Source organism: Akkermansia sp. JRP_AM1 (assembly GCF_049262625.1).
In the GTDB taxonomy this organism is placed as follows: domain Bacteria; phylum Verrucomicrobiota; class Verrucomicrobiia; order Verrucomicrobiales; family Akkermansiaceae; genus Akkermansia; species Akkermansia massiliensis.
The window spans coordinates 2,997,200-3,018,325 of sequence record NZ_CP118234.1; the positions used below are offsets into that span (position 1 = coordinate 2,997,200).

Consider the following 21,126-nt stretch of genomic DNA (forward strand, 5'->3'; position numbering starts at 1 on the left):
AGGCGTTTGCCTTGAAATCCGGCGTAATTTCATTCATAGTACAGCGTGAACGCCTGAGCCCGTTCCTCTATCTTTCCATGAAACCCTACTACACCCTGGCCGATCTTCTGGATGAAGAACATCCGTTTGATGCCGGAGAATCCGTTCCCGCCAGACTGGCCGTGATCGGCTTCCCCATCGCCCATTCCAAATCTCCCGCCATGCAGCAAGCCGCTCTGGATGCCGCGGGCATCCGTGCGCGCTACATCCGCATCCAGGCTTCTCCGGAAGAGTTTGCGGACGTGGTGCGCCTGCTCCGGGAAAAAGGATTCCTGGGAGCCAACGTCACGGTGCCCCACAAGCAGGCCGCCTGCTCCCTGTGCCATGATACGGACGCCCTCTCCCGCGCTACGGGTTCCGTCAATACGCTCGTCTTTCAAAAGGACGGCTCCGTTTCCGGCTTCAATACGGACGGTCCGGGCTTTGGACGCGCCATCCGGGAAGAATTTTCCGTGGACCTGCGCGATTTGAAGGTAGTGCTTCTGGGCGCCTGCGGCGGGGCCGGGCTGGCCCTGGCCTACACCTGCGCCATGCAGCACTGCGAGCGGCTGACGCTGGCAGGCAGGTCAGAAGAAAAGCTCCAGGCCCTTAAGGACAAACTGAGTTCCTTTTTCATTGACGAACACAGGCTGGAAGGACCATCCGACCGTCTGGCGGCCCACCTGAACAACACGCCGCGGTTCAATTCCGCCGTGGCGGAAGCGGACCTGATTGTCAACGCCACGTCCCTGGGACTGAAACCTACGGACCCGTCCCCCGTGCCGTCCGCCCTGCTTTCCGCCCACCACCTGGTGTATGATTTACAGACGCATGACGACGCTTTCCAGATGGAAGCCCGCTTCCAGGGAGCCAGGGTCTCCAACGGCCTCTCCATGCTGATTCACCAGGGGGCCCTTTCCTTTGAACGCTGGTTCGGCATCAAGCCGGACATTTCCGTCATGCGCCAAGCCCTTGAACAAAAGCATGCCTGACACCAAACCCGATTTTGACATCCGGGCTTTCCGGAACGCGCTGGTGGAGTGGTTCCGGCGGGAGGGGAAGGATTACCCGTGGCGCCGGACCACGGACCCATGGCACATCCTGGTTTCCGAGCTGATGCTGCAGCAGACCACCATTCCCACCGTTCTGGGAAGGTATGAACGGTGGATGCGCCAGTTCCCCACTCCCGGGCACCTGGCCTCCGTGGACGAACAGACGGCCCTGCGCTCCTGGGAGGGGCTGGGGTATTACCGCCGCGTGCGTTCCCTCCAGGCCATCGCCAGGGAGATTGTCCACGAATTCGGCGGAGAGTTCCCGGACAACCCGGAAGGGCTGAAACGCCTGCCGGGCATCGGCCCGTATACGTCTGGGGCCCTGCTTTCCTTCGCCTTCAACAAGGCCGCCCCCATCGTAGACGCCAATGTGGCGCGCGTGCTGGCCCGCATTGACAATTATTCCGTGCCTGTGGATTCCACGGAAGGGTTGAAGTACCTGTGGACCCGCGCGGAAAATCTGGTGGATCCGGAACATGCCCGCGAATTCAATTCAGCCATCATGGAATTGGGGCAGACCTACTGCAGGATCAGCGCGCCGGACTGCCTGCTCTGCCCCGTCCGCTCCTTCTGCTCCGCGGAGCAGCCGGAAATGCTGCCTGTCAAGAATCCCAAGCCGGAAATTACCCGGGTGGAACACCACGACGTTCTCTACCTCCGCGGTAAATCCATCCTGCTGGCAAGATGCCCGGAAGGGAAGCGCCACGCCGGCATGTACCGTTTCCCCCAGCGGGAGGACGACCATACCCTTTCCCTGCCCCATGTGCTGAAACAGACCTACAGCGTCACCCGCTACAAGGTGACCCGCTACATCCACCATGTGACGGAATCCCCGGCTTTTCTGGAGGGGGAGGAACTGGTTCCTCTGGATAAGGTGCACGAGCTGCCCATGGCCTCCCCGGACCGCAAGGCCCTGAATTCCCCCGTCCTCGGCAAACTGCTGGACCATATCAGATGAATCCCAGACTGACACCGGAACTGGTTCTTTCCGCCTACTGCCAGGGGTGTTTTCCCATGGCGGACCCGGAAACGGGAGAAATTTCCTTTTACGAACCGGATCCCCGCGCCCTGATTCCGCTGGACGAACGCTTCCACATCCCTCACGGTCTCAAGCGCGTCCTGAATAAAAAACCTTTTGAACTCCGGATGGATACCGCTTTTCCGGATGTGGTCCATGCCTGCGCCCGGACGGACGAACCGGAGGAACAATGGATAGACGGGCAGATTGAGGAAGTGTACGGCAGGCTTCACGAGATGGGATTTGCCCACAGCGTGGAGTGCTGGGATGAGGAAGGATTGCAGGGGGGCCTTTACGGGGTCTCCCTGGGGAAGGCGTTCTTCGGGGAGAGCATGTTTCACCGGAAAACGGATGCCAGCAAGATTGCCCTGGTAGCCCTGGTTCAGTACCTGCGGGCCCACCAGTTCCTTTTTCTGGATACGCAGTGGACTACGCCGCATTTGCTGAAGTTCGGCACGTACGAGGTTCCGGCGGGGGAATACCGGAAGCTGCTGAAGAGGGCGCTGGAGGGGTGAGGAGAAAATTTGGAGTTTATTTATTTTAATGGACAAAATGGGAATAAATGAACAGGATGAACTCCATGGACGGAATGTCTCATGGATTTATTCCCAAGCATGGAGGATACCGGAATCTGGTGGTATACCGGGTTGCGGAGATCATTTATGATTTCACGTTCCGGTTCTGCAATAAATACGTGAAAAATCAAGGCCGGACTTATGACCAGATGGTTCAGGCAGCCCATTCCGGCATGCAGAATATCGCGGAAGGGAGCGTGGATTCAGGAGTCAGCAAAGCGTCTGAATTGAAACTGACGGGAATTGCCAAGGGAAGCCTTCAGGAACTAAAGGAAGACTACCTTTCCTATCTGCGCCAGCGGGGATTGGAACAGTGGGAAAACAACAGTCTTTACGCGCAAGAGCTGATCAGGGCCAGGTTTTCTTCTGCACAGGAAGTTATCCGGTGGGTGGGCAAGCACAGGAATTTCCGCTCGGACCATTTTGGAGCAAATACAGCCGTTATCCTCATTAACGTAGCCCTTGGCCTGCTTGCTAAATTGATTCAAGCCCAGGAAAAGGATTTCATGCAGAACGGCGGCATCCGTGAACGCATGACCCGCGCACGGCTGGAACAGCGCAAACACAGAGGCAAATAATCTTCTTATTTAATATTTTGGTCCACTCCGTCCATCAAGTCCCTTTAGTCCATCCCTCCCCCGTCTCCACAAAAAAGCCCGTGGTTCCGGAGAACCACGGGCTGTCTATTAACCCTTAACAAAAAAGGCTTACGCCTGTTCCAAAGCTGCCTGGGCGGCGGCCAGACGGGCGGTCGGGACGCGGTAGGGGGAGCAGCTCACGTAGGTCAGGCCCAGCGTGTTGCAGAACTTGACGGAAGCAGGGTCGCCGCCGTGTTCGCCGCAGATGCCCAGCTTGATGTCCGGACGGGTGGAGCGGCCGAGTTCCACGGCAATCTTCATCAGCTTGCCGACGCCTTCCTGGTCGATGGAGGCGAAGACGTTTTTCTTGATGATTTCCAGTTCCTGGTACTGCGGCAGGAAGGAGCCGGAGTCGTCGCGGCTCATGCCCAGGCCCGTCTGGGTCAGGTCATTGGTGCCGAAGGAGAAGAACTGGGCGGTTTCCGCGATTTCGTCAGCCGTGACGGCGGCGCGCGGGATTTCAATCATGGTGCCGACGAGGTAGTCCACCTTGGCGCCCTTTTCTTCAAATACCTGCTTGGCCACCTTGTCAATGATGGCTTTCTGGATGTCCAGCTCCTTCTTGAAAGCCACCAGGGGAACCATGATTTCAGGCACCACGGCGAAGCCTTCTTCCTGGGAGACTTCCACAGCGGCTTCAAAGATGGCGCGGGCCTGCATTTCCGTGATTTCCGGATAGGCAATGCCGAGGCGGCAGCCGCGGTGGCCGAGCATCGGGTTGAACTCGTGGAGTTCAGCCACGCGGCGCATGATGACTTCCACGGGCATGCAGATTTTCTGAGCCAGGTCAAGCTGCTGTTCCTTCGTCTGGGGAAGGAATTCGTGCAGGGGCGGGTCCAGCAGGCGAATGGTGCCCGGCAGGCCCTTGAGCGCCTTGAAGATGCCCTTGAAGTCGCCCTTCTGGTAGGGAAGGAGCTTGGAAACGGCGGCCACGCGGTCGCTCTTCTTGGTGGAAAGGATCATTTCACGGACGAAGTCGATCCGATCCCCTTCAAAGAACATGTGCTCCGTGCGGCAGAGGCCGATACCGGTAGCGCCGAAGGCGATGGCGGTTTCCGTCTGCTTGGGGGAGTCCGCATTGGTGCGCACTTTCATCTTCGTGCAGTCGTCGCACCACTGCATGAGCCTGGCGAAGTTCTGGTAGGTGCGGCTGTCTTCCGGCTTCATGGTCTTGGAGATCAGCACCTGGATGATTTCAGAGGGGGAGGTTTCCACCTTGCCGGCGTACACCAGGCCGCTCGTTCCGTCGATGGACATGTAGTCGCCTTCATTGAAGGTCATGCCTCCAACGGTGACGGTGCGGTTGTTGTAGTCCACGATGACTTCATCAGCGCCGCAGACGCAGACCTTGCCCATCTGGCGGGCAACGAGGGCCGCGTGGGAGGAAACGCCGCCGCGGGCGGTCAGGATGCCTTCAGCAGCAATCATGCCGCGCAGGTCTTCCGGAGAGGTTTCCAGACGGACCAGGAGCACTTTTTCACCGTTGTCCGCAGCTTCCACGCAGCGTTCCGCATTCAGGTAGATGCGGCCGGTGGCGGCGCCGGGGCCGGCGGGAAGGCCGCGGGTGAGCATCTTGGCCTGCTTGATGGCTTCACGGTCAAAGATGGGGGTCAGCAGCTGGTCCACCTGGTCCGCGGGGATGCGGCGCACGGCGGTTTTCCAGTCGATCAGGCCCTGCTCCACCATTTCACAGGCGATGCGGAAAGCGGCCACGCCGGTGCGCTTGCCGTTGCGGGTCTGGAGCATGTACACGGTGCGGTCCTGAATGGTGAATTCAAAGTCCTGCATGTCGTGGAAGTGGTTTTCCAGCACTTCGCGGATGCGCATCAGTTCATTGAAGGCGGCGGGCATCACGTCGTGAAGGGCCGCTACGGGAGCAGGCGTACGCACGCCGGCCACCACGTCTTCACCCTGGGCATTCATCAGGAATTCACCGTAAAATTCGTTTTCCCCGGAGGCGGGGTTGCGGGTGAACGCCACGCCGGAACCGGATTCTTCACCCGTGTTGCCGAACACCATGGCCTGCACGTTGACGGCGGTGCCCCATTCGGACGGGATGCCGTATTTCTGGCGGTAAACGATGGCGCGGTCATTGTTCCAGGAACCGAACACGGCGCCGATGGCGCCCTGAAGCTGTTCCCAGGGGCATTCCGGGAATTCATGGCCGGTGCGTTCCAGCACCAGCGCCTTGAAGCGGGAGACCAGTTCCTTCAGGTCATCCGCGGAGAGCTTGGTGTCTTCCACGTCCGCGTTGCCGTAGCGTTCTTCCTTGATGGCGGCGATGGCGGCTTCAAAGGGTTCGTGGTCTTCATCCGGGTTCTTCTGCACGCCCAGCACCACGTCGCCGTACATCTGGACAAAGCGGCGGTAGCAGTCCCATGCGAAGCGGGGGTTGCCGGTGGCCTTTACCATGGCTTCCACGGATTTTTCATTCAGGCCGAGGTTTAGAATCGTGTCCATCATGCCGGGCATGGATTCGCGGGCGCCGGAACGTACGGCTACCAGCATGGGCATGGCTTCCGTATCGCCGAACTTGCGTCCCAGGATCTGTTCCATCCTGGCAATGCCTTCCTTGATCTGCGCGTCAAGCTGGGCGGGATAGGTGCAGCCGTGATCGTAGTAGTAAGTGCAGACCTCCGTGGTGATGGTGAATCCGGGAGGAACAGGAAGGCCAATGCGGGCCATTTCCGCAAGGTTGGCGCCCTTGCCGCCCAGAAGATTTTTCATGCTGCCATTGCCGTCGGCGGACCCTCCGCCGAAGGAATAGACGAATTTGTCAGTAGATGCGCTGCATGCGCAGGAATTGGTGGACATATCGATTGTTGTAGTCGAATTAATGATTCTGCCCAAACATCAACCACAGGAGCCAACAAAAGACCCGATAGCGAGTTAGGGTCGAGTAAGGATGCCCGCCGCCCCTCGCTTTGTCAACTCGAAATTGTACGGAAAACGGAAATGTTTTTTATGTTTTTTAGGGAAAAATATCTTCCGCTTTTTCTCCCCGTCTCCGTGCTCCCGGCTGCATTTTTCAAAGCGATTCCCGGAAGGAGGAATCCGGCTCGTAATAAAGGATATCTACGGGACATTCCACATAAATGGTGCCGCCCGTCCAACGGAGTAATGGAAGAATGATCCCCGGGATTCTATAGTTCCGGGTGCGGGCTACCGTCATTTTACCCTTGATCCGCACATTGGGAGGTTCCGAAATATAACAGATATCCTGAATTTGCTTCCTTGTCACCCGGTCGATGTCCAGGATTGCGCGGCCCGTAAAATGGTAGGATACATCCGTGGAAAAAACCAGAATATTGGAACTGAAGTTGCTGTACCCGGCCTTGCGGCATGCTTCCTCCCCGCCCTCTGCAATTCTTGCGAGGCTGTGGAGGACAAAACGTTGGAAAGGCCTTTTATGTTCACAGGGCTTTCCTGGGTAATGGAGCAGGAGGAAAGAACCAGCAAGGAGCTTCCCGCCAGAAGAATAGGTTTCATGATTTTGAGAGAGAATATTAAATTAATCCGAGTTTTTCGGAACGTATAAGTCTCCGACTGAAGTTGGGGTTCTTCAAGACAGCTTTAAGGATTCACGAGGACGCCGGCAGCGGTGGCAGGCTTCACAGGGGCGTTTCCTTGTAAATAAAAAGCGGACGCTTATCAACCAGATAAGCGTCCGCCGGAAGGAATATGTTTTTTATTTTTACGCCTTGCAGAAGGTGTCTTCATCCGCGCAGGCGGCCTGGACCCACTTGACGGAGGAATCACTGGAGGCGATATGCACCAGGCAGTGGTACACGGCTTCCTGGTCCGCATCCAGCCGGGCAGCTACCTGGGCGGCGGTTTCCGGGGTGGAGCCAAGGGCCGCCCTTACTTTCCCCAGCAGGGCCAGGAAGGTCCCCGCGGCCTTTTTGCCGGCCTCCACGCCGGGTTGGTGGTAGGCGTTGATGTTCACGAGGGAGGCATAGAAGGAGACGGCGCGCTCAAACAGGGCGATCAGCATGCCGAGCGTTTTGGCGTTCACTTCCGGAATGGAGATGGTGATGGAGGAACGGCCGGATTCCGCCAGCGCCTGGCGGGTGCCGCGCAGGAAGCCCTGGAGGAAGTCTCCGCAGGTGGCGCCCGCTTCCACTTCCACCGCGTCCGCGGAACATTCCCGCACTTCGATAAAGGTGGCGAAGAAGTTGTTCACGCCGTCGCGGAGCTGCTGCACATAGGCGTGCTGGTCCGTGGAGCCCTTGTTGCCGTATACGGAGATGCCCTGGCAGACTTCGTTGCCATCCAGGTCCAGCCGTTTGCCGAGGGATTCCATAATGAGCTGCTGAAGGTATTTGGAGAAGAGCACCAGGGCATCCTTGTAGGGGAGAACCACCATGTCCTTTTCCCCTTTGCCGTTGGTGGCCTTGTACCAGGCCAGCGCCAGCTTCATGGCGGCGTTGCATTTCACGCAGTCCTGGCGGGTCTTTTCATCCATCAGGCGCGCGCCTTCCAGCAGTTCATCCACGTCCACGCCCTGAAGCACGGCGGGAACCAGGCCGACCACGGACATGACGGACGTGCGGCCGCCCACCCAGTCTTCCATCGGGAAGCGCTTGAGCCAGCCTTCCGCTTCAGCCGTTTTGTCCAGTTTGGAGCCCACCCCCGTGACGGCAACCGCCTGGGGCGCGAATTCCACACCGTTCTTTTTAAAGAAGTCCTGGGCCACCAGCATGCCGTTGCGGGTTTCCGGCGTGCCGCCGGATTTGGAGATGACGACGACGAGCGTTTCTTCCAGCGGCAGGGATTCCAGCACCTTGTACATGCCGTCCGGGTCCGTGTTATCCAGGAAGAACATGTCCAGCCCAGCGGCAGGGATGGCGTCCGCCACCAGTTCCGGGCCAAGGGCGGAACCGCCGATGCCGATGACGAGGGCGGCGGAGTATTGTTCCGCGCGGGGAGGCGTGATTTTGCCGTCCAGAACATCCCGGCCGAAGGCCTTGACGTCCGCCAGAGGTCCATCAATGGCGGCTTTCAGTTCCGGCGTGGGAGCCAGTGCGGAGTTGCGCAGCCAGTAGTGGCCCACCATGCGTTTTTCATCCGGGTTGGCAATGGCGCCGGATTCCAGCGCCTTCATGTCGGCGAACGCCCTGTCTATCCGCCCCTGCATGGAGGACAGGAAGGCGTCGTCCAGAGGAAGTTTGGAAAAGTCAAGGGAGATGCCCAGTTCAGGGTAGCGAACGAGTTGTTGTGCGTATAGGCTCATGATAGTAATGGATTGGAAAAAGAGTTACTGGAGTTTTTTCAGGATGCTTTTGGCCTGCACGTCATCCTGGTCCGCCGCCTTCTGGAACCATTCACGGGCTTTGGCAGGGTCCTTGGGCATGCCAAAACCGGTGTGGTACATGATGCCCATGTTGTATTGTTCCGAGGCATAGCCTTCCGCAGCCGCCCGCTGGCGCATATGGAGCTGTTCCCTGGCTGCCGTGGCGGAGAGGCCCAGGGCCCGCGCGGCATCCGGCCACGTGGCGCCAAATTTGGAGGCGGAGGCGGCATAGCCCGCAGCAGCGGCCTTGCGGTTCATTTCATCCGCTTTTTTCTTGTCCCGCTTCACGCCGTATTTGCCCAGCTCAGACAGGAACGCCATGCCCCAGTAGCCGCGGGGACTGCCCAGTTCCGCCGCCTGCTGGAAGCATTCAAAGGCGTCTTCATATTTTTTGGTGCCCATGGCGCGCACGGCATCGGAGATGTGGAGTTCCGCCTCCTTCAATCCGGGAATTCCGGGATGGCGGCCCATTCCCTCTTCAGTTCCTCCCGGTCCCTTTTGGATTTGGGGGGCATGCCGGACGGCCCGGAAAAGCGGAAGAGGGGGAAATACCCTTCCATGGCTCCCATGTTGCCCAGGCCGGACATCAGGAAGACGCCGGGGATACCCTCCACATGTGCATGTACTGGATGCGGCCTTCCTGAAGGGATTCCTTGGCCACCCATTCCGGCATGTTCGCCGGTTCCCCGAATTTTTCCGTCAGGCCCACCAGAAGAGCCTTGTAGGCGGATTTCAATTTGGTTTCATACTCGGAACCGCGGCATTTGCTCCGGGAGTAGAAGACAACGGCCCTCAAGCCGCCGGAGGGGTCATAGTCAAAGTTCAGGGAAAAGGTCTGGCCGCCGATGGACTGTTTGGTCTTAAATACGCCGTTGAGGCCGGTGCGTGAAAGGAGGGCGTCCGTGGGCGGCCCTTCAAGCTGCTTGCTCTGCCTCAGGGTTTTCAGCACCTGGTCCTTGTCCATTCCCACCTCCAGGTTTTCATAGAGGGCGGCAAGCAGAGGGGCGCACGTAAGCGCGAAGAGTCCCGCAACATAGGCTAGTTTTTTCATAGAAAAAGTAATTGGGCGGTTTCCTACCAGACCGGGAGGGCTTTCAAAAGGATAAAATGCGTCAGCGGAGGTGAGGAAAATTTTTCATAAAATATTCATTTCCAATCTATCCACAATCTTTTCAGATAATCCTCTCCGGTGAAGTCCGGAGGCATGGGATCATGGGTCAGCCGGAAGCCGGGAAGAGCCTCCGCCACCATCCTGCGGAAGTCCTCATGGCTCAGCTTGCGGCAGTTGCTGGTGCACAGCATCCAGCCGCCGGGTTCCAGGCATTCGCGCGCCTGGGCCACCAGTTCCCCGTAGTGGGATTCCACCCGGAACACCCTTCCCCGGTCATCCCGGGAGAACGTGGGGGGGTCCAGAATAATGCCGTGGAAGGAGCGGCCCTGCCTGGCGAACCGTTCCAGCCAGCGGCGGACGTCCCCCTTGCAGAAGTACTGGGTGGAGGGATCAATGCCGTTCAGGCTGAAGTTTTCCCTGGCCCAGTCCAGGCAGGGCTGCGCCAGGTCCAGCGTGGTCGTCTGAGCCCCTCCCAGGGCGGCATATACGGAAAAGGCCCCGGTATAGGCGAAGGTGTTCAGCACCCTCATGCCGGGTCTGCTCCGTTCCCTCACCTGGCGGCGGTGGTCGCGCTGGTCCAGAAAGATTCCCTGGGAATAACCGGTGGACATGTCTATTTTGAAACGCACGCCCTGCTCCGTGACCGTAAATTGCAGGGGGAGTTCCGGTCCGGCTATTTGCACGGGCGCTTCTTTCTGGTTCTGTTCCAGCTTTTTGTGGAATACGGGCATGCCCAGTTCACGAAGTTCGCGTTCCAAATCCGTGGGGATGGGGCAGTCCCGCGTGGAGACCAGAACGCGGTCCCCCATTTGGTCCACAAATACGCCCAGGCGCCCGTCCCCTTCCCCGTCAATCACGCGGAAGATGTCGGTCTCGGCAGGAATCAATCCTTTTTTGCAGTCCAGGCAATGGCGGTAGGTGCGGCTCACGGCGGGACGAGACTACGGAATTTGACCGCAAGGGGCAATGCAAAAGCAAGAAAAGGGGGGTTTTGGACCAGAGGGTTCTGTGGAGGCAGTGTTGTTCCATTGCCGCGGAAATGGACTTCATGGACTTCATGGACTTCATGGACAAAGTAAAGATTAAGTCCACTCTGTTCATCAGGTCCATTCACTGCCATTCCGGATGAAAGCTCCCTATGGAGAGAGTCCGGGGAGCTCACAAAAAAGGGAGCCGGATCCCGTGATCCGGCTCCCTGATGATTGATGCTGTTTTTCCAACGAGGGCCTTAGTCGGCGTACTGCTCGTTGAGGGCTTCCATGATTTCCTTGGAGGCTTCCGGGATGTTGGTGCCCGGGCCGAAGATGGCCACCGCACCGTGTTCCCTCAGGAAGTCATAGTCCTGGGCGGGGATGACGCCGCCGCAGAAGACCAGGATGTCCGGACGGCCCTGCTTGGCGAGTTCCTCCACCAGGGCGGGCAGCAGCACCTTGTGGCCGGCGGCCAGGGAGCTCATGCCGATCATGTGCACGTCGTTTTCAATCGCCATTTTGGCGGTTTCTTCCGGCGTCTGGAAGAGCGGGCCTACGTCCACGTCAAAGCCGAGGTCGGCATAGGCGGAGGAGACCACCTTGGCGCCGCGGTCGTGGCCGTCCTGGCCCATCTTGGCGACGAGGATGCGGGGACGGCGCCCCGTGCGTTCGGCGAAGTCGTCCGTCATTTTGCGGACTTCCTCCACCAGCGGATCTTGACCATAGGTTTGAGCGTACACGCCGGTAATGAGTTTGATTGGTGCTTTGTGGCGCCCGAAGTGTTTTTCCAGGGCGGAGGAGATTTCACCCAGGGAGGCGCGGGCCTTGGCCGCCTTGATGGCAAGGTCAAGGAGGTTGCCTTCCCCCGTGCGGGCGCATTCGGACAGGGCTTCCAGCGCAGCTTCGCACGCGGCGGAGTCACGTTCCGCGCGCAGCTTCTGCAGGCGGGCGATTTGGGCGTCCCGGACGGTGGTGTTGTCCACTTCCAGAATGTCCATCTTGGCTTCCTGTTCCAGACGGTATTTGTTGACGCCGATGATGGGCTCCTTGCCGGAGTCAATGGCGGCCTGGCGGCGCGCCGCGGCTTCTTCAATGCGCATCTTGGGCAGCCCGGTTTCAATGGCCTTGGCCATGCCGCCGAGTTTTTCCACTTCCTGAAGGTGGGCCCAGCCCTTGCGGATGAGCTCATTGGTCAGGTATTCCACGTAGTAGGAGCCGCCCCACGGGTCGATCACCTTGCAGATGGTGGTTTCATCCTGAAGATGGAGCTGGGTGTTGCGGGCGATGCGGGCGGAGAAGTCCGTCGGCAGGGCGATCGCTTCGTCCAGGGAGTTCGTGTGCAGGGACTGCGTGTGGCCGCAGGCGGCGGCCAGGGCTTCAATGCAGGTGCGGGTCACGTTGTTGAACGGGTCCTGCTCCGTGAGGGACCAGCCGGAAGTCTGGGAGTGCGTGCGCAGGGCCAGGGATTTCGGGTTCTTGGGGTTGAACTGCTTGATGAGCTTGGCCCACAGCACGCGGGCGGCGCGCATTTTGGCCACTTCCATGAAGTAGTTCTTGCCCTGGGCCCAGAAGAAGGAGAGGCGCGGGGCAAAGGCGTCAATGTCAATGCCGGCCTTGATCCCGGTGCGCACGTATTCCAGGCCGTCCGCAAGCGTGTACGCCATTTCCAGGTCCGCCGTAGCGCCGGCTTCCTGCATGTGGTAGCCGGAGATGGAAATGGAGTTGAATTTGGGCATGTACTTGGAGGTGAACTCAAAGATGTCCGCAATGATCTTCATGGAGGGATCAGGCGGATAGATGTAGGTGTTGCGCACCATGTATTCCTTGAGAATGTCGTTCTGGATCGTGCCGGAGAGCTGGTCCAGCGTGCAGCCCTGTTCCTGGGCGGCCACGATGTAGAAGGCCAGCACGGGCAGCACGGCGCCGTTCATGGTCATGGAAACGGACATTTTGTCCAGCGGAATGCCCTTGAAGAGGATTTCCATGTCCAGGATGGAGTCCACGGCCACGCCGGCCTTGCCCACGTCACCCACCACGCGGGGGTGGTCGAAGTCATAGCCGCGGTGCGTCGCCAGGTCAAAGGCGATGGAGAGGCCCTTCTGGCCCGCCGCCAGGTTGCGGCGATAGAAGGCGTTGGATTCCTCCGCCGTGGAGAAGCCGGCATACTGGCGCACGGTCCAGGGACGAGCCACGTACATGGTGGCATACGGTCCGCGGAGGTTGGGGGCCACACCGGCCGTGAAGTCCAAGTGCAGGCAGTCGTCGTACACGCTTTCCGAGTAGGTGGGCGGCACGGGAATCTGTTCATTGGTCATCCAGGTTTCCGTTCCGGAAGCCGTGGCCGGGGCGCCGGCCTTGATTTCAGGATAGGAGGCGGATGCAAAATCAGGAATATTGCTCATTGAATGAAATAGGTTGGTGGTTGTTAGAGGCCGATCTTGTTCTGGATAGCTTCAACGGTGTTGTAGCAGTTGGCCTTGACGTGGATGAAGATATCCACGCCGGCTTCCTTGAACGCTTCCACATGGTCGGCCGGATAACCGGCGAGGGCCACCATCATGTCCGGCTTGATTTCCTTGAGCGCCTTGCAGAAGGCGGGAACGATTTCCGGATAGGTGTCGTCCGTGGAGCAGATCACACACACGGCGCAGCCGCTTTCCGCAGCCGCCCTGGCCGCGTCTTCCGGGGTCTGGAAGCCGGACGGGTAAACCACGTCCAGGCCGCCGGCGCGCAGGAAGTCGCGGGAGAAGTCCGCACGGGCCTTGTGCTGGCGCAGCGGGCCCATGTTCGCGAAGAATACCATCGGGCGGGAGCCTTTTTCCTCCACCCAGGCATCGGCCTTGGCAAGCAGGGATTCAAAGCGTTCCGCCAGGCGGCGCTTCGGCAGGGCTTCCATTTCCAGCGGTTCGCCGCACTTGCAGTCGGCGCCGGCCACGAGAGCCTTGTTGATAAGGCAGGTGGAGAAGCCTTCACTGGCGGCCTTGCAGGCGGAGTCCACGCTCATTTCCACTTCCGGGAGCTGCACGTCCGCATTTTTGCAGCAGCCGTGTCCCTTGGGAGCGGCGCAGGCGGCGCCTTCCGGCGTTTCCAGCTTTTTCTCCGCCAGGTTGACGTACTGGTTGACGCCCACGATGGATTGGCGGCGCTGGTCGGCCAGCTGATAGCGCTTGGCGGCGGTAGCGTTCACGCTCTTTTGAATGGAACCGGCCTTGAGGGCCTTGATGATGCCGCCTTCCTTTTCAATGCCCTGGAAGACGTCCCAGATTTTCCGGGAGGCTTCGTCCGTCAGGTTTTCCAGGTACCAGGAACCGCCGGCGGGGTCCACTACCTTGTCCAGGTTGCATTCGCCCAGCAGAATCAGCGGGCAGTTGCGGGCGATGCGGCGGGAGAATTCGTCCGGCATGCGCACGGCCGCGTCAAAGGGCAGCACATCAATGCTGTCCACGCCGCCCATGATGGCGGAGAAGGCCTGGGCGGAGCCGCGCAGAAGGTTGACCCACGGGTCCACCTTAGAAAGGGTCCAGAAGGAGGTGCGGGCATGAAGCTTGATTTTGGCAGCTTCCTCACTGCCGCCGCATTCCTTCACGATGATGGCCCAGAGTTCGCGCAGGGCGCGGATTTTGGCGATTTCCAGGAACAGGTTGGCTCCAATGGAGACCGTAAAGCGCATGTGCGCGGCAGCTTCATTCACGGAGATGCCGCGTTCCTCCATGGCGCGCAGGTAGGCCACAGCGGTAGAGAGCATGGAGCCCACTTCTTCAAAGGAGGAAGCGCCGGAGTCCGCATAAGGCAGTCCGCTGACGCCGATGGTCTGGAAGGCGGGAGCGTTGGCGACGGCCCATTTGGTCATCACCGCCATCTGGTCATAGTAGGCGCAGATGCCCTTCCCCCGCAGAGGGAGCCCTTCATCACGGCCTTGCCCACCGGGTCGTACAGAACGCCGCCCTTGAGGTCCGCCGTGTTGAATCCGGCCGCCTTGTACGTGTTCAGGAACATGGAGAAAGTGCCCAGGCCGCAGGAGCCGGGCGTGATGTACACGGGCAGCTTGTCAAGCTGCACACCCTTGAGAGCGGTATCCCAGTCGGCCTGCTTGCGCAGCTTCAAGCCGCACTTGCAGTTGAGCTGGACGTTCACGGCAGTGAGGCCGCGGTCCAGATCGTGCAGAAGCTTGCCGTTGAAATCTTCCGGAGTGGAGGCGGGAATGCTCTGGGCAATTTCGCAGGGCTTTTCCATATAGCCCAGGGCGCGCGTTCCGCGGCGGTACGGGAATTGCCCGGCAGGCGCCACCGGAGCGTGTTCATCCCATTTGTTATAGATGGGATGCAGAGTGATTCCCTCCACAAGCTTGGTAAAAAGCTTCTTGTCAAAGTCAGCCCCTTTCAAGGCAGCGACGGCTGCCTCACGCCATTCGGCGTATGTGGCTGGTGCGAATTCTCCGAAGTCAACCTCCGGAGCCGTTGTTTTGTTTCCCTGTTGCATGGCGAAGTCAATGGGTAAGGCCTAATATGTTGGTTTTTAGTCATGCGCAAACCAGGCCAGATTTAAAGCGCAGCGTTATTTTAGGAAATCAAACTATAAAGTCCAGCGAGAAAAACACTCCAAGCCCAATGAACGCGAATTTACCACATCACGCGCGGCGAGCTTGCAAAAACGATGTAAATAGCGTAAATACCGGGATTAAGCATGCCCCCTTCAACTACCGTCAAACTTCCTGCCCAGCTGGTCAGGCAGCTTCACTCCTTCCGCCGCCGCCTCAGAACGGTTAAGATGCTGGAAGCCGTATGCCTTGCAGGCATTGCCGTGATCCTTTCCTACGTTCTTCTGTACCTCTCCGACAGATTGTGGGAAACGCCCTCCGCCGTGGGCTGGATTCTTTTTCACCGCCATGGCCGGCCTGGCGGTGTTTATCCCGTGGTGGAGCTTCCGGTGGGTGTGGCAGAGGCGCACGGAGGCCCAATTGGCGCGCCTGATTTCCCGGACGGATGCGGCGCTGGGGGACCGGCTCCTGGGCGTCATCGAACTGGATTCCGAAAAGTACGGGCGCCAGTACAGTTCTGAAAAATTGAAAGCGGCCGCCATGGAACAGGTGGCCCGCGAAGTGTCCGCGCGGGATCTGACGGTGAATATCCCCAGGCCCAGCCACAAGAAATTGTTCGTCCTGCTGGCCATCCTGGCCTTATGCACGGCAGGCGTATGCCTGGTGAGCCCGGAAGCGGCGGGGAACGCCCTGGAACGCTGGCTCCAACCGTTCAATCCTCCGGAACGCTATACGTTCACCCAGCTGGACCCTACGCCGGATTCCCTGGTCATTCCCCTGGGGGAAAGCTACCTGTATGAGCTCAAACTGGCGAACGCCACCAAGTCCCGCCCGCAGACGGCAGAGTATTTCTTCCGCAACAGGGTGCGCCAGCAGGCCCCCCTGACGGACGGCGTGTATAAAATCCACATTCCTCCCATGCAGCAGGCGGACAGGCTGGAGTTTTTCGCGGGGGACGTCGTGCGGCGGCTGAAAATCATTCCGAAGGCCCGCCCCTCCCTGCTGGGCGCTACGGCCACCGTGGCCTACCCCGCCTATATGGCGCGCCCCGACGGGCAGGAGGCCATGCGCGCAGGCGTCATTTCCGCCCCGGAAGGCTCCACGCTGACGTTGAAGGTGACTGCCTCCCAGAACCTGGCATCCGCGGCGGACGCGCAGGGTAAGCCGCTCCGCGTGGAAGGGAGCAGCGTTGTCATTCCGGATATCCGCCTGGAAAAAGACCCCAGGGAAATAGAACTCACCTGGACGGACAGCGACGGCCTTGCGACCTCCCAGCCTGTGCGGATACGCCTGGAACCCATTGAGGACAAGCAGCCTTCCATTTACCTGAGAGGAGGGGAGAATGACCGCTACGTGCTGGAAGACACCAGCATTGAATTGGAGGTGGAGGCGGCGGACGATTTCGGCCTCCGGGAAATGGGGGTGGAATGGCAGGGGGAAAAATCTTTTTATGACGATGAGGAAGAGAACACCGCCGCTCCGGACCCGGCCAAGGCAGGCAAGCCCGTTCCCGGCCTGCGCGGGGAAAAGGTTCTGGCGGACGGCCATCCCACCCAGGCCAGCCTGAAAGAGACGTACCTGTTCCAGGCCAGGGCGCTGAAATTGTCCCCCCAGCGCGTCGTCGTGCGCGGGTTCACGCAGGATTACAAGCCCGGGGAAAACGCGTTTATTCGGAACCCATGATCATCTTCGTCCTTTCCAAATCAGAGCATGCCCAGATGATCCGCAATGAACTGGAACGCATCACCAGCGAGCTGGAGGGGATGATCCGCCGCATGGACGCCATGACGGACGAGGCGAAGCGCCTGAAAGGAATGGAAGGCAGTGAATTGAAAAAGGCGGAGTCCCAGGAACGCCTGCACGCCCTGGCGGATGAAGAACAGACCAACAGGCGCGAATTGAGCGACCTGCTCAACCGCTCGGAGGACCTGTTCAAGGAGGCTTCCCGCAACCCCCAGATAGACCCCTCCGGCATGAAGGAGTTCATGAAGGGCATCTCCATGCTCAAGCCCATTCCCAACGGCCCCATGAAGAAGGCGCAGAAGCAGTTCCGGGATTCCGCCTCCGAGAACCGCTCCGAACAGGAGAGCCGGAAGGACCTGGACGACGGGGAGAGCTCCCATTCGGACGCCACCCAGGCGCTTAAAGACGCCATGAACCAGCTTTCCAAGTCCGCGCAGGACATGGAGGCCAGCACCTTCGTGGCGCGGCTCAAGCAGGCCGCCGCCAAGGAGGATTCCATCGCGAACGCGCTTGCTGGCCAGATCAATATCATTGTGGGCATGACCATGGATGAACTTGACCCCTCCACCAAACGGGAGATGGAAACCATCGCCACCCTTCAAAACGCCTCCACGCAGGACATCGGCTGGATTCTGGAAGACCTCAGCTATTACAAGTCCCGCACCGGGGAACGCATTTACAGCGACCTGTACAACCAGATGAGCGCCTTCTCCCTCCGCGAAAAGCTGGACCTGGTGCACGGCAACATCCTAAACGCGATTACGGCCCGCTCCATTGACGAATCCCGCCTGTATGCCTCCACCCTGCGCCACTGGGCCAAGCTGATAGACGATTACAAGAAGAGCCGCGGCGGCGGTGGCGGAAGCGGCGGTGGCGACCAGGCCTCCATTTCCGACGCCGAGTTCGAGTTCATGCTGAAAATCATCCGCATGATCCAGCAGGAACAGGACATCCGCATGCGCACCCGCGCCGCCGAGCAGGAACACCGCAAAACCCTTACTGCGCCAGCCCCATGAATACCGTGAACCTTTCCGCCCTGATTCTGGCAGTTTCCCTGCCCTGCGCCGCCGCTCCGGAGCCCGCTCCGGAATATTCCGCCAAGCACAAGGAAACGGCCTCCAAGCTGGCCGGACAACAGGACGAACTCCAGGCGGACACCTCCGACCTGATCCTGGGAGAAACCAATGAGAATGTGGTGGACCTGCTGAAAAAGTGCCGCCATGCCATGAATGACGCCGTGGACCTGCTGGAGGTTTACAATACGGGCGGCCAGACGCTGGCCGCCCAGTCGGACGTGATTGAGCTGATCTACCAGGCCGCCAAGGCCAAGATGACCGGAGCCGGCGGACAACCCAAGCCCGGAGGACAGGCCCTGATGGACATGCTGCGCCAGCTACTGGGCATGGACAACGATTCCCAGTCTGCGGAACAGCAGGACGGGGAGGGAGAAGGCGAAGGAGAAGGACAGAACGGCTCCCAGAAAGGCAAGGGAAACAATCCCGGACACGGAGCGGACGGAAAATCCAACATGGCCTCCACCCAGGAGAAGGGCGTTTCCAATCCGGACATGGCTACGGAAACGCGCTCCGTTCCCAAATCCACCGGCATGTCCGCGGACGACATGCCCTCCGAATTCCGCAAGGCGCTGGACGCCTACAACAAAACCCTTCAGAAGTAAACATGCACGCCCGCCGGGCGGCTCCCGCCCGTGAATGAACAATAACTCCCTTTCCCCCATGAAAAAGGCCCTCATCCTCCTTACCGTTCTTCTCTGCTGCATGGCGGCCGCGCCGCAGAACGCCGCTGCCCAATCCTCCATGAGAACGTCTTCCCCCGTGCCGCCCCAGGTAGAGCTGATGTACGTGAAGGGACTCCGTTACCTCCAGAACGCCCAGAAGACGGACGGCACCTATGATGGCACCTACGGGCAGGAGCCCGGCATCATCGGCTTCTGCCTCATGTCCGTGCTGGCCCACGGGGACGACCCGAACACGGGGCCGTACGCCACCATGGTGCGCCGCTGCGTGAATTACATCCTTTCCAAGCAGAACAGGGGATCCGGCTACATTGGGGATTCCATGTACAACCACGGTTTCGCCACGCTGGCGCTGGCGGAGGCCTACGGCATGGTGAGGGACGACCGCATAGGCCCCGCCCTCCGGAAGGCCGTGGCCCTGACGCTGACCGCCCAGAAGAAGAACAAGACGGGAGGCTGGCGCTATTCCCCGGAGTCCACGGATGCGGACAGCACGGTGACCGGCTGCCAGATCGTCTCCCTGTTCGCGGCGCGCAACGCGGGCATTCCCGTGCCGGACGAGGCCTTTGAACGCGGCCTCAAGTATATGGCTTCCTGCCGTGACAAGAAGGGCGCCTACGGCTATACCGGCCCGGCGGGCCCCCGCGTCACCCTCACCGCCATCGGCTCCCTGACGCTGTCCCTGGCACGCCTTAAGACGGACCCGTCCTTCAAGGATTCCCTGGCCTACCTGAAAAAGAACCTGAATTACCGGGATTCCTCCTACCCTTTCTATTTTGAGTATTACATGTCCCAGGCCCTGTTCCATGCGGACCAGGAGGTATGGAAGGAATGGAATTACAAGAACATGCGCTACCTGGGCGCCTCCCAGGCACCCAACGGTTCCTGGCTCTCAGACCATTCCGCAGCGTATTCCACCTCCGCGGCCCTGCTTTCCCTGGCGCTCAATTACAGATTTTTACCCATCTATGAACAATAGAATCCGCCTTTCCCTTCTGCTGGCTCCGGCCTGCCTGCTGACCGCCTGGGCCAATTCCGTTGTGGACGTGGTCACGGACAGCAATTACCGCCTCCGCGGGGAAATCGTCTCCTACGGCAAACAGGGCATCGTCATCAAGCACCCGGCCATGCGCCAGAACGCGGTCATCCTCCCGTCGGAAATCCGCGCGCTTTATTTCACAGGCACCTCCTCCCCGGACCTGCGAGCCAGGGACAAGATTTTCATGGCTACGGGACATCGGGACATCATCCCGTGCAACATCATCTCCATCACGCAGGACAAGGTGCAGTACCGGGACATGCTGGGCAACGAGCGTTCCATCCCCCGCGACCAGGTGGCCGGCTTCCGGCTGGATACGCTCCAGGAAAAGGGCTTCTGGCAGGAACCCCTGATTTTCGACAACAGCTGGGTTTATTCCGGCAACCGGGAGGACGATTACCGCACCCAGTCCGGAAGAAAACTGATGAACGCCCTGAAACCGAAAATCCAGGGAGACAAGTACCAGTACCGGCTGGGCAACAGCGACTACCCCACCTGGATTCCCCTGTACAAGAACATCGGCCTGGATCCTTCCTCCTTCACCTTCCGCACCACCATGACGATGGACGGCAACAACGATCGCGCCGGCATTGTCTTCTGCTTCGGAGGGAACGAGAACATTCCCTTCCGGTCCAATTCCGGCAGCAGCCTGAACAGGCTCATGCTCAGCATCGCTCCCGGCAAATGCATCCTTCTCCGGGAACAGAAGTCCGGCATCATCGTGCTGGGGGAAGTGGACATCCCCACCCCTACCCTGACGGAAGGCGTGGATATCAGGCTGACGGCCTCCCGGCAGGGAGAGAACGAGCAGGTTTACGAGCTGCTGGTGGGAGACCTGCCGCCCAAGCTGATGACGGACCCCAGCCCCCCGGAACAACCGTTGCAGGGGGACGCCTTCGGCCTCCAGATGGAAGGGCACGTCTCCCTGACCATCAGCAGGCTGGCCCTTTCCTCCATTACCCTGAGCGCCAAATCCGTGACCAAGAATGGAAATGCCGCAACGGACCTTGTCCTGACGAAGGAGGAGGACGCCATTCCCGGTTCCATCAGCAGCTACAACAGCAGGAATAAGACGCTGACTCTTTCCACGGACAAGGAATATCCGGGCATTCCCCGGGAGCTTTCCATCCCCGCCAAGTATCTGGATACCGTCTTTTTCGCGGAGCAGAACAAGAAGGACGATTCCCGCTCTGCGGCATGCCACAGCATTCTGATGAAGGACGGCTCCCGCCTGCACGGCAACATCCTGAGCATGGATTCCCTGAGAATCATCCTGCGGCATCCGCAGCTCGGGCAGATTTCCCTGCCCCTGAAAAACATCACCCGCGTGGAGTTTCTGAATTCCGCACAGCCATCCCGCTCCACCCCCTGATAT

The 21,126-nt window shown here is 59.7% G+C and carries 19 protein-coding genes; 10 read left to right on the top strand and 9 right to left on the bottom strand.

Going from position 1 to position 21,126, the window contains the following annotated elements; genetic code table 11:
* The first annotated feature begins 77 nt into the window (after window positions 1-77).
* The 4 genes from PVA48_RS14455 to PVA48_RS14470 all read left to right on the top strand — a co-directional run bounded on the left by PVA48_RS14455 (window position 78) and on the right by PVA48_RS14470 (window position 3,241).
* The gene (locus PVA48_RS14455; protein WP_102728820.1) at window positions 78-1,010 is read left to right on the top strand and encodes a shikimate dehydrogenase family protein; all 933 of its coding nucleotides are present in this window, start codon (window positions 78-80) and stop codon (window positions 1,008-1,010) included.
* Window positions 1,003-2,028, top strand: a complete 1,026-nt coding sequence (locus PVA48_RS14460) for an A/G-specific adenine glycosylase (RefSeq protein ID WP_102728819.1) — start codon at window positions 1,003-1,005, stop codon at window positions 2,026-2,028. Before PVA48_RS14455 ends, PVA48_RS14460 begins: the two co-directional genes overlap by 8 nt.
* Window positions 2,025-2,603, top strand: a complete 579-nt coding sequence (aat, locus tag PVA48_RS14465; RefSeq protein WP_022398223.1) for a leucyl/phenylalanyl-tRNA--protein transferase — start codon at window positions 2,025-2,027, stop codon at window positions 2,601-2,603. The genes PVA48_RS14460 and aat overlap by 4 nt, the downstream gene beginning before the upstream one ends.
* A 74-nt stretch (window positions 2,604-2,677) precedes the next feature.
* A complete protein-coding gene (locus PVA48_RS14470) occupies window positions 2,678-3,241 on the top strand; it encodes a four helix bundle suffix domain-containing protein (RefSeq protein WP_215709536.1) in 564 nt (187 codons plus the stop codon).
* 129 nt (window positions 3,242-3,370) lie between these two features.
* On the opposite strand, the gene ppdK is transcribed toward PVA48_RS14470, so the two are convergent.
* Window positions 3,371-6,115 carry a pyruvate, phosphate dikinase gene (gene ppdK, locus PVA48_RS14475; protein ID WP_102722298.1) on the bottom strand — a complete coding sequence of 915 codons (2,745 nt, stop codon included), beginning with the start codon at window positions 6,113-6,115 and terminating at the stop codon, window positions 3,371-3,373.
* A 460-nt stretch (window positions 6,116-6,575) separates the two neighbouring features.
* Here ppdK and PVA48_RS14480 point away from each other — a divergent pair, with 460 nt between their 5' ends.
* Window positions 6,576-6,839: a hypothetical protein gene (locus PVA48_RS14480; protein WP_423231948.1), complete on the top strand. Its 264-nt coding sequence runs from the start codon at window positions 6,576-6,578 to the stop codon at window positions 6,837-6,839.
* 156 nt (window positions 6,840-6,995) lie between these two features.
* Here PVA48_RS14480 and PVA48_RS14485 read toward each other — a convergent pair whose 3' ends face one another.
* The 8 genes from PVA48_RS14485 to PVA48_RS14520 form a co-directional block, all read right to left on the bottom strand.
* Window positions 6,996-8,534 carry a glucose-6-phosphate isomerase gene (locus PVA48_RS14485; RefSeq protein ID WP_102728818.1) on the bottom strand — a complete coding sequence of 513 codons (1,539 nt, stop codon included), beginning with the start codon at window positions 8,532-8,534 and terminating at the stop codon, window positions 6,996-6,998.
* Window positions 8,535-8,558: 24 nt separating this feature from the next.
* The gene (locus PVA48_RS14490) at window positions 8,559-9,065 is read right to left on the bottom strand and encodes a tetratricopeptide repeat protein (protein ID WP_423231949.1); all 507 of its coding nucleotides are present in this window, start codon (window positions 9,063-9,065) and stop codon (window positions 8,559-8,561) included.
* Window positions 9,035-9,208 (bottom strand): hypothetical protein, encoded by a 174-nt coding sequence (locus PVA48_RS14495; protein WP_423231950.1) that lies wholly within the window; start codon window positions 9,206-9,208, stop codon window positions 9,035-9,037. The genes PVA48_RS14490 and PVA48_RS14495 overlap by 31 nt, the downstream gene beginning before the upstream one ends.
* Window positions 9,181-9,645, bottom strand: coding sequence for a hypothetical protein (locus tag PVA48_RS14500; RefSeq protein WP_423231951.1), 465 nt, complete (start codon window positions 9,643-9,645; stop codon window positions 9,181-9,183). The genes PVA48_RS14495 and PVA48_RS14500 overlap by 28 nt, the downstream gene beginning before the upstream one ends.
* Before the next feature lie 95 nt (window positions 9,646-9,740).
* Complete coding sequence (locus tag PVA48_RS14505) at window positions 9,741-10,634, bottom strand: class I SAM-dependent rRNA methyltransferase (protein ID WP_102728816.1); 894 nt, start codon at window positions 10,632-10,634, stop codon at window positions 9,741-9,743.
* 299 nt (window positions 10,635-10,933) lie between these two features.
* Window positions 10,934-13,078: a methylmalonyl-CoA mutase gene (scpA, locus tag PVA48_RS14510; protein WP_423231952.1), complete on the bottom strand. Its 2,145-nt coding sequence runs from the start codon at window positions 13,076-13,078 to the stop codon at window positions 10,934-10,936.
* Window positions 13,079-13,101: 23 nt separating this feature from the next.
* Complete coding sequence (locus PVA48_RS14515; RefSeq protein WP_423232538.1) at window positions 13,102-14,526, bottom strand: methylmalonyl-CoA mutase family protein; 1,425 nt, start codon at window positions 14,524-14,526, stop codon at window positions 13,102-13,104.
* The gene (locus PVA48_RS14520; RefSeq protein WP_423231953.1) at window positions 14,526-15,155 is read right to left on the bottom strand and encodes a methylmalonyl-CoA mutase family protein; all 630 of its coding nucleotides are present in this window, start codon (window positions 15,153-15,155) and stop codon (window positions 14,526-14,528) included. The genes PVA48_RS14515 and PVA48_RS14520 overlap by 1 nt, the downstream gene beginning before the upstream one ends.
* A gap of 406 nt (window positions 15,156-15,561) precedes the next feature.
* Here PVA48_RS14520 and PVA48_RS14525 point away from each other — a divergent pair, with 406 nt between their 5' ends.
* Genes PVA48_RS14525 through PVA48_RS14545 form a run of 5 tightly spaced genes read left to right on the top strand, consistent with a single transcriptional unit; the run spans window position 15,562 to window position 21,123 of the window.
* Window positions 15,562-16,896 (top strand): hypothetical protein, encoded by a 1,335-nt coding sequence (locus PVA48_RS14525; protein ID WP_423231954.1) that lies wholly within the window; start codon window positions 15,562-15,564, stop codon window positions 16,894-16,896.
* Window positions 16,893-17,972 (top strand): hypothetical protein, encoded by a 1,080-nt coding sequence (locus tag PVA48_RS14530; RefSeq protein WP_423231955.1) that lies wholly within the window; start codon window positions 16,893-16,895, stop codon window positions 17,970-17,972. The genes PVA48_RS14525 and PVA48_RS14530 overlap by 4 nt, the downstream gene beginning before the upstream one ends.
* Complete coding sequence (locus tag PVA48_RS14535; protein ID WP_022396073.1) at window positions 17,969-18,634, top strand: hypothetical protein; 666 nt, start codon at window positions 17,969-17,971, stop codon at window positions 18,632-18,634. Before PVA48_RS14530 ends, PVA48_RS14535 begins: the two co-directional genes overlap by 4 nt.
* A 34-nt stretch (window positions 18,635-18,668) precedes the next feature.
* Window positions 18,669-19,691, top strand: coding sequence for a prenyltransferase/squalene oxidase repeat-containing protein (locus PVA48_RS14540; protein WP_240454316.1), 1,023 nt, complete (start codon window positions 18,669-18,671; stop codon window positions 19,689-19,691).
* Window positions 19,681-21,123, top strand: a complete 1,443-nt coding sequence (locus PVA48_RS14545) for a hypothetical protein (RefSeq protein ID WP_102728812.1) — start codon at window positions 19,681-19,683, stop codon at window positions 21,121-21,123. The genes PVA48_RS14540 and PVA48_RS14545 overlap by 11 nt, the downstream gene beginning before the upstream one ends.
* The last annotated feature ends 3 nt before the right edge of the window (window positions 21,124-21,126 follow it).

What these genes read in the sequence shown, in the direction of transcription:
- ppdK (WP_102722298.1), bottom strand. Translation starts at nt 6,115, where the DNA reads ATGTCCACCAATTCCTGCGCATGCAGCGCATCTACTGACAAATTCGTC.
- PVA48_RS14490 (WP_423231949.1), bottom strand. Translation starts at nt 9,065, where the DNA reads ATGGGCCGCCATCCCGGAATTCCCGGATTGAAGGAGGCGGAACTCCAC.
- PVA48_RS14480 (WP_423231948.1), top strand. Translation starts at nt 6,576, where the DNA reads ATGGTAGGATACATCCGTGGAAAAAACCAGAATATTGGAACTGAAGTT.
- PVA48_RS14540 (WP_240454316.1), top strand. Translation starts at nt 18,669, where the DNA reads ATGAACAATAACTCCCTTTCCCCCATGAAAAAGGCCCTCATCCTCCTT.
- PVA48_RS14525 (WP_423231954.1), top strand. Translation starts at nt 15,562, where the DNA reads ATGGCCGGCCTGGCGGTGTTTATCCCGTGGTGGAGCTTCCGGTGGGTG.
- PVA48_RS14455 (WP_102728820.1), top strand. Translation starts at nt 78, where the DNA reads ATGAAACCCTACTACACCCTGGCCGATCTTCTGGATGAAGAACATCCG.
- PVA48_RS14470 (WP_215709536.1), top strand. Translation starts at nt 2,678, where the DNA reads ATGTCTCATGGATTTATTCCCAAGCATGGAGGATACCGGAATCTGGTG.
- PVA48_RS14500 (WP_423231951.1), bottom strand. Translation starts at nt 9,645, where the DNA reads ATGAAAAAACTAGCCTATGTTGCGGGACTCTTCGCGCTTACGTGCGCC.
- PVA48_RS14485 (WP_102728818.1), bottom strand. Translation starts at nt 8,534, where the DNA reads ATGAGCCTATACGCACAACAACTCGTTCGCTACCCTGAACTGGGCATC.
- scpA (WP_423231952.1), bottom strand. Translation starts at nt 13,078, where the DNA reads ATGAGCAATATTCCTGATTTTGCATCCGCCTCCTATCCTGAAATCAAG.
- PVA48_RS14530 (WP_423231955.1), top strand. Translation starts at nt 16,893, where the DNA reads ATGATCATCTTCGTCCTTTCCAAATCAGAGCATGCCCAGATGATCCGC.
- aat (WP_022398223.1), top strand. Translation starts at nt 2,025, where the DNA reads ATGAATCCCAGACTGACACCGGAACTGGTTCTTTCCGCCTACTGCCAG.
- PVA48_RS14460 (WP_102728819.1), top strand. Translation starts at nt 1,003, where the DNA reads ATGCCTGACACCAAACCCGATTTTGACATCCGGGCTTTCCGGAACGCG.
- PVA48_RS14515 (WP_423232538.1), bottom strand. Translation starts at nt 14,526, where the DNA reads ATGACCAAATGGGCCGTCGCCAACGCTCCCGCCTTCCAGACCATCGGC.
- PVA48_RS14545 (WP_102728812.1), top strand. Translation starts at nt 19,681, where the DNA reads ATGAACAATAGAATCCGCCTTTCCCTTCTGCTGGCTCCGGCCTGCCTG.
- PVA48_RS14520 (WP_423231953.1), bottom strand. Translation starts at nt 15,155, where the DNA reads ATGCAACAGGGAAACAAAACAACGGCTCCGGAGGTTGACTTCGGAGAA.
- PVA48_RS14535 (WP_022396073.1), top strand. Translation starts at nt 17,969, where the DNA reads ATGAATACCGTGAACCTTTCCGCCCTGATTCTGGCAGTTTCCCTGCCC.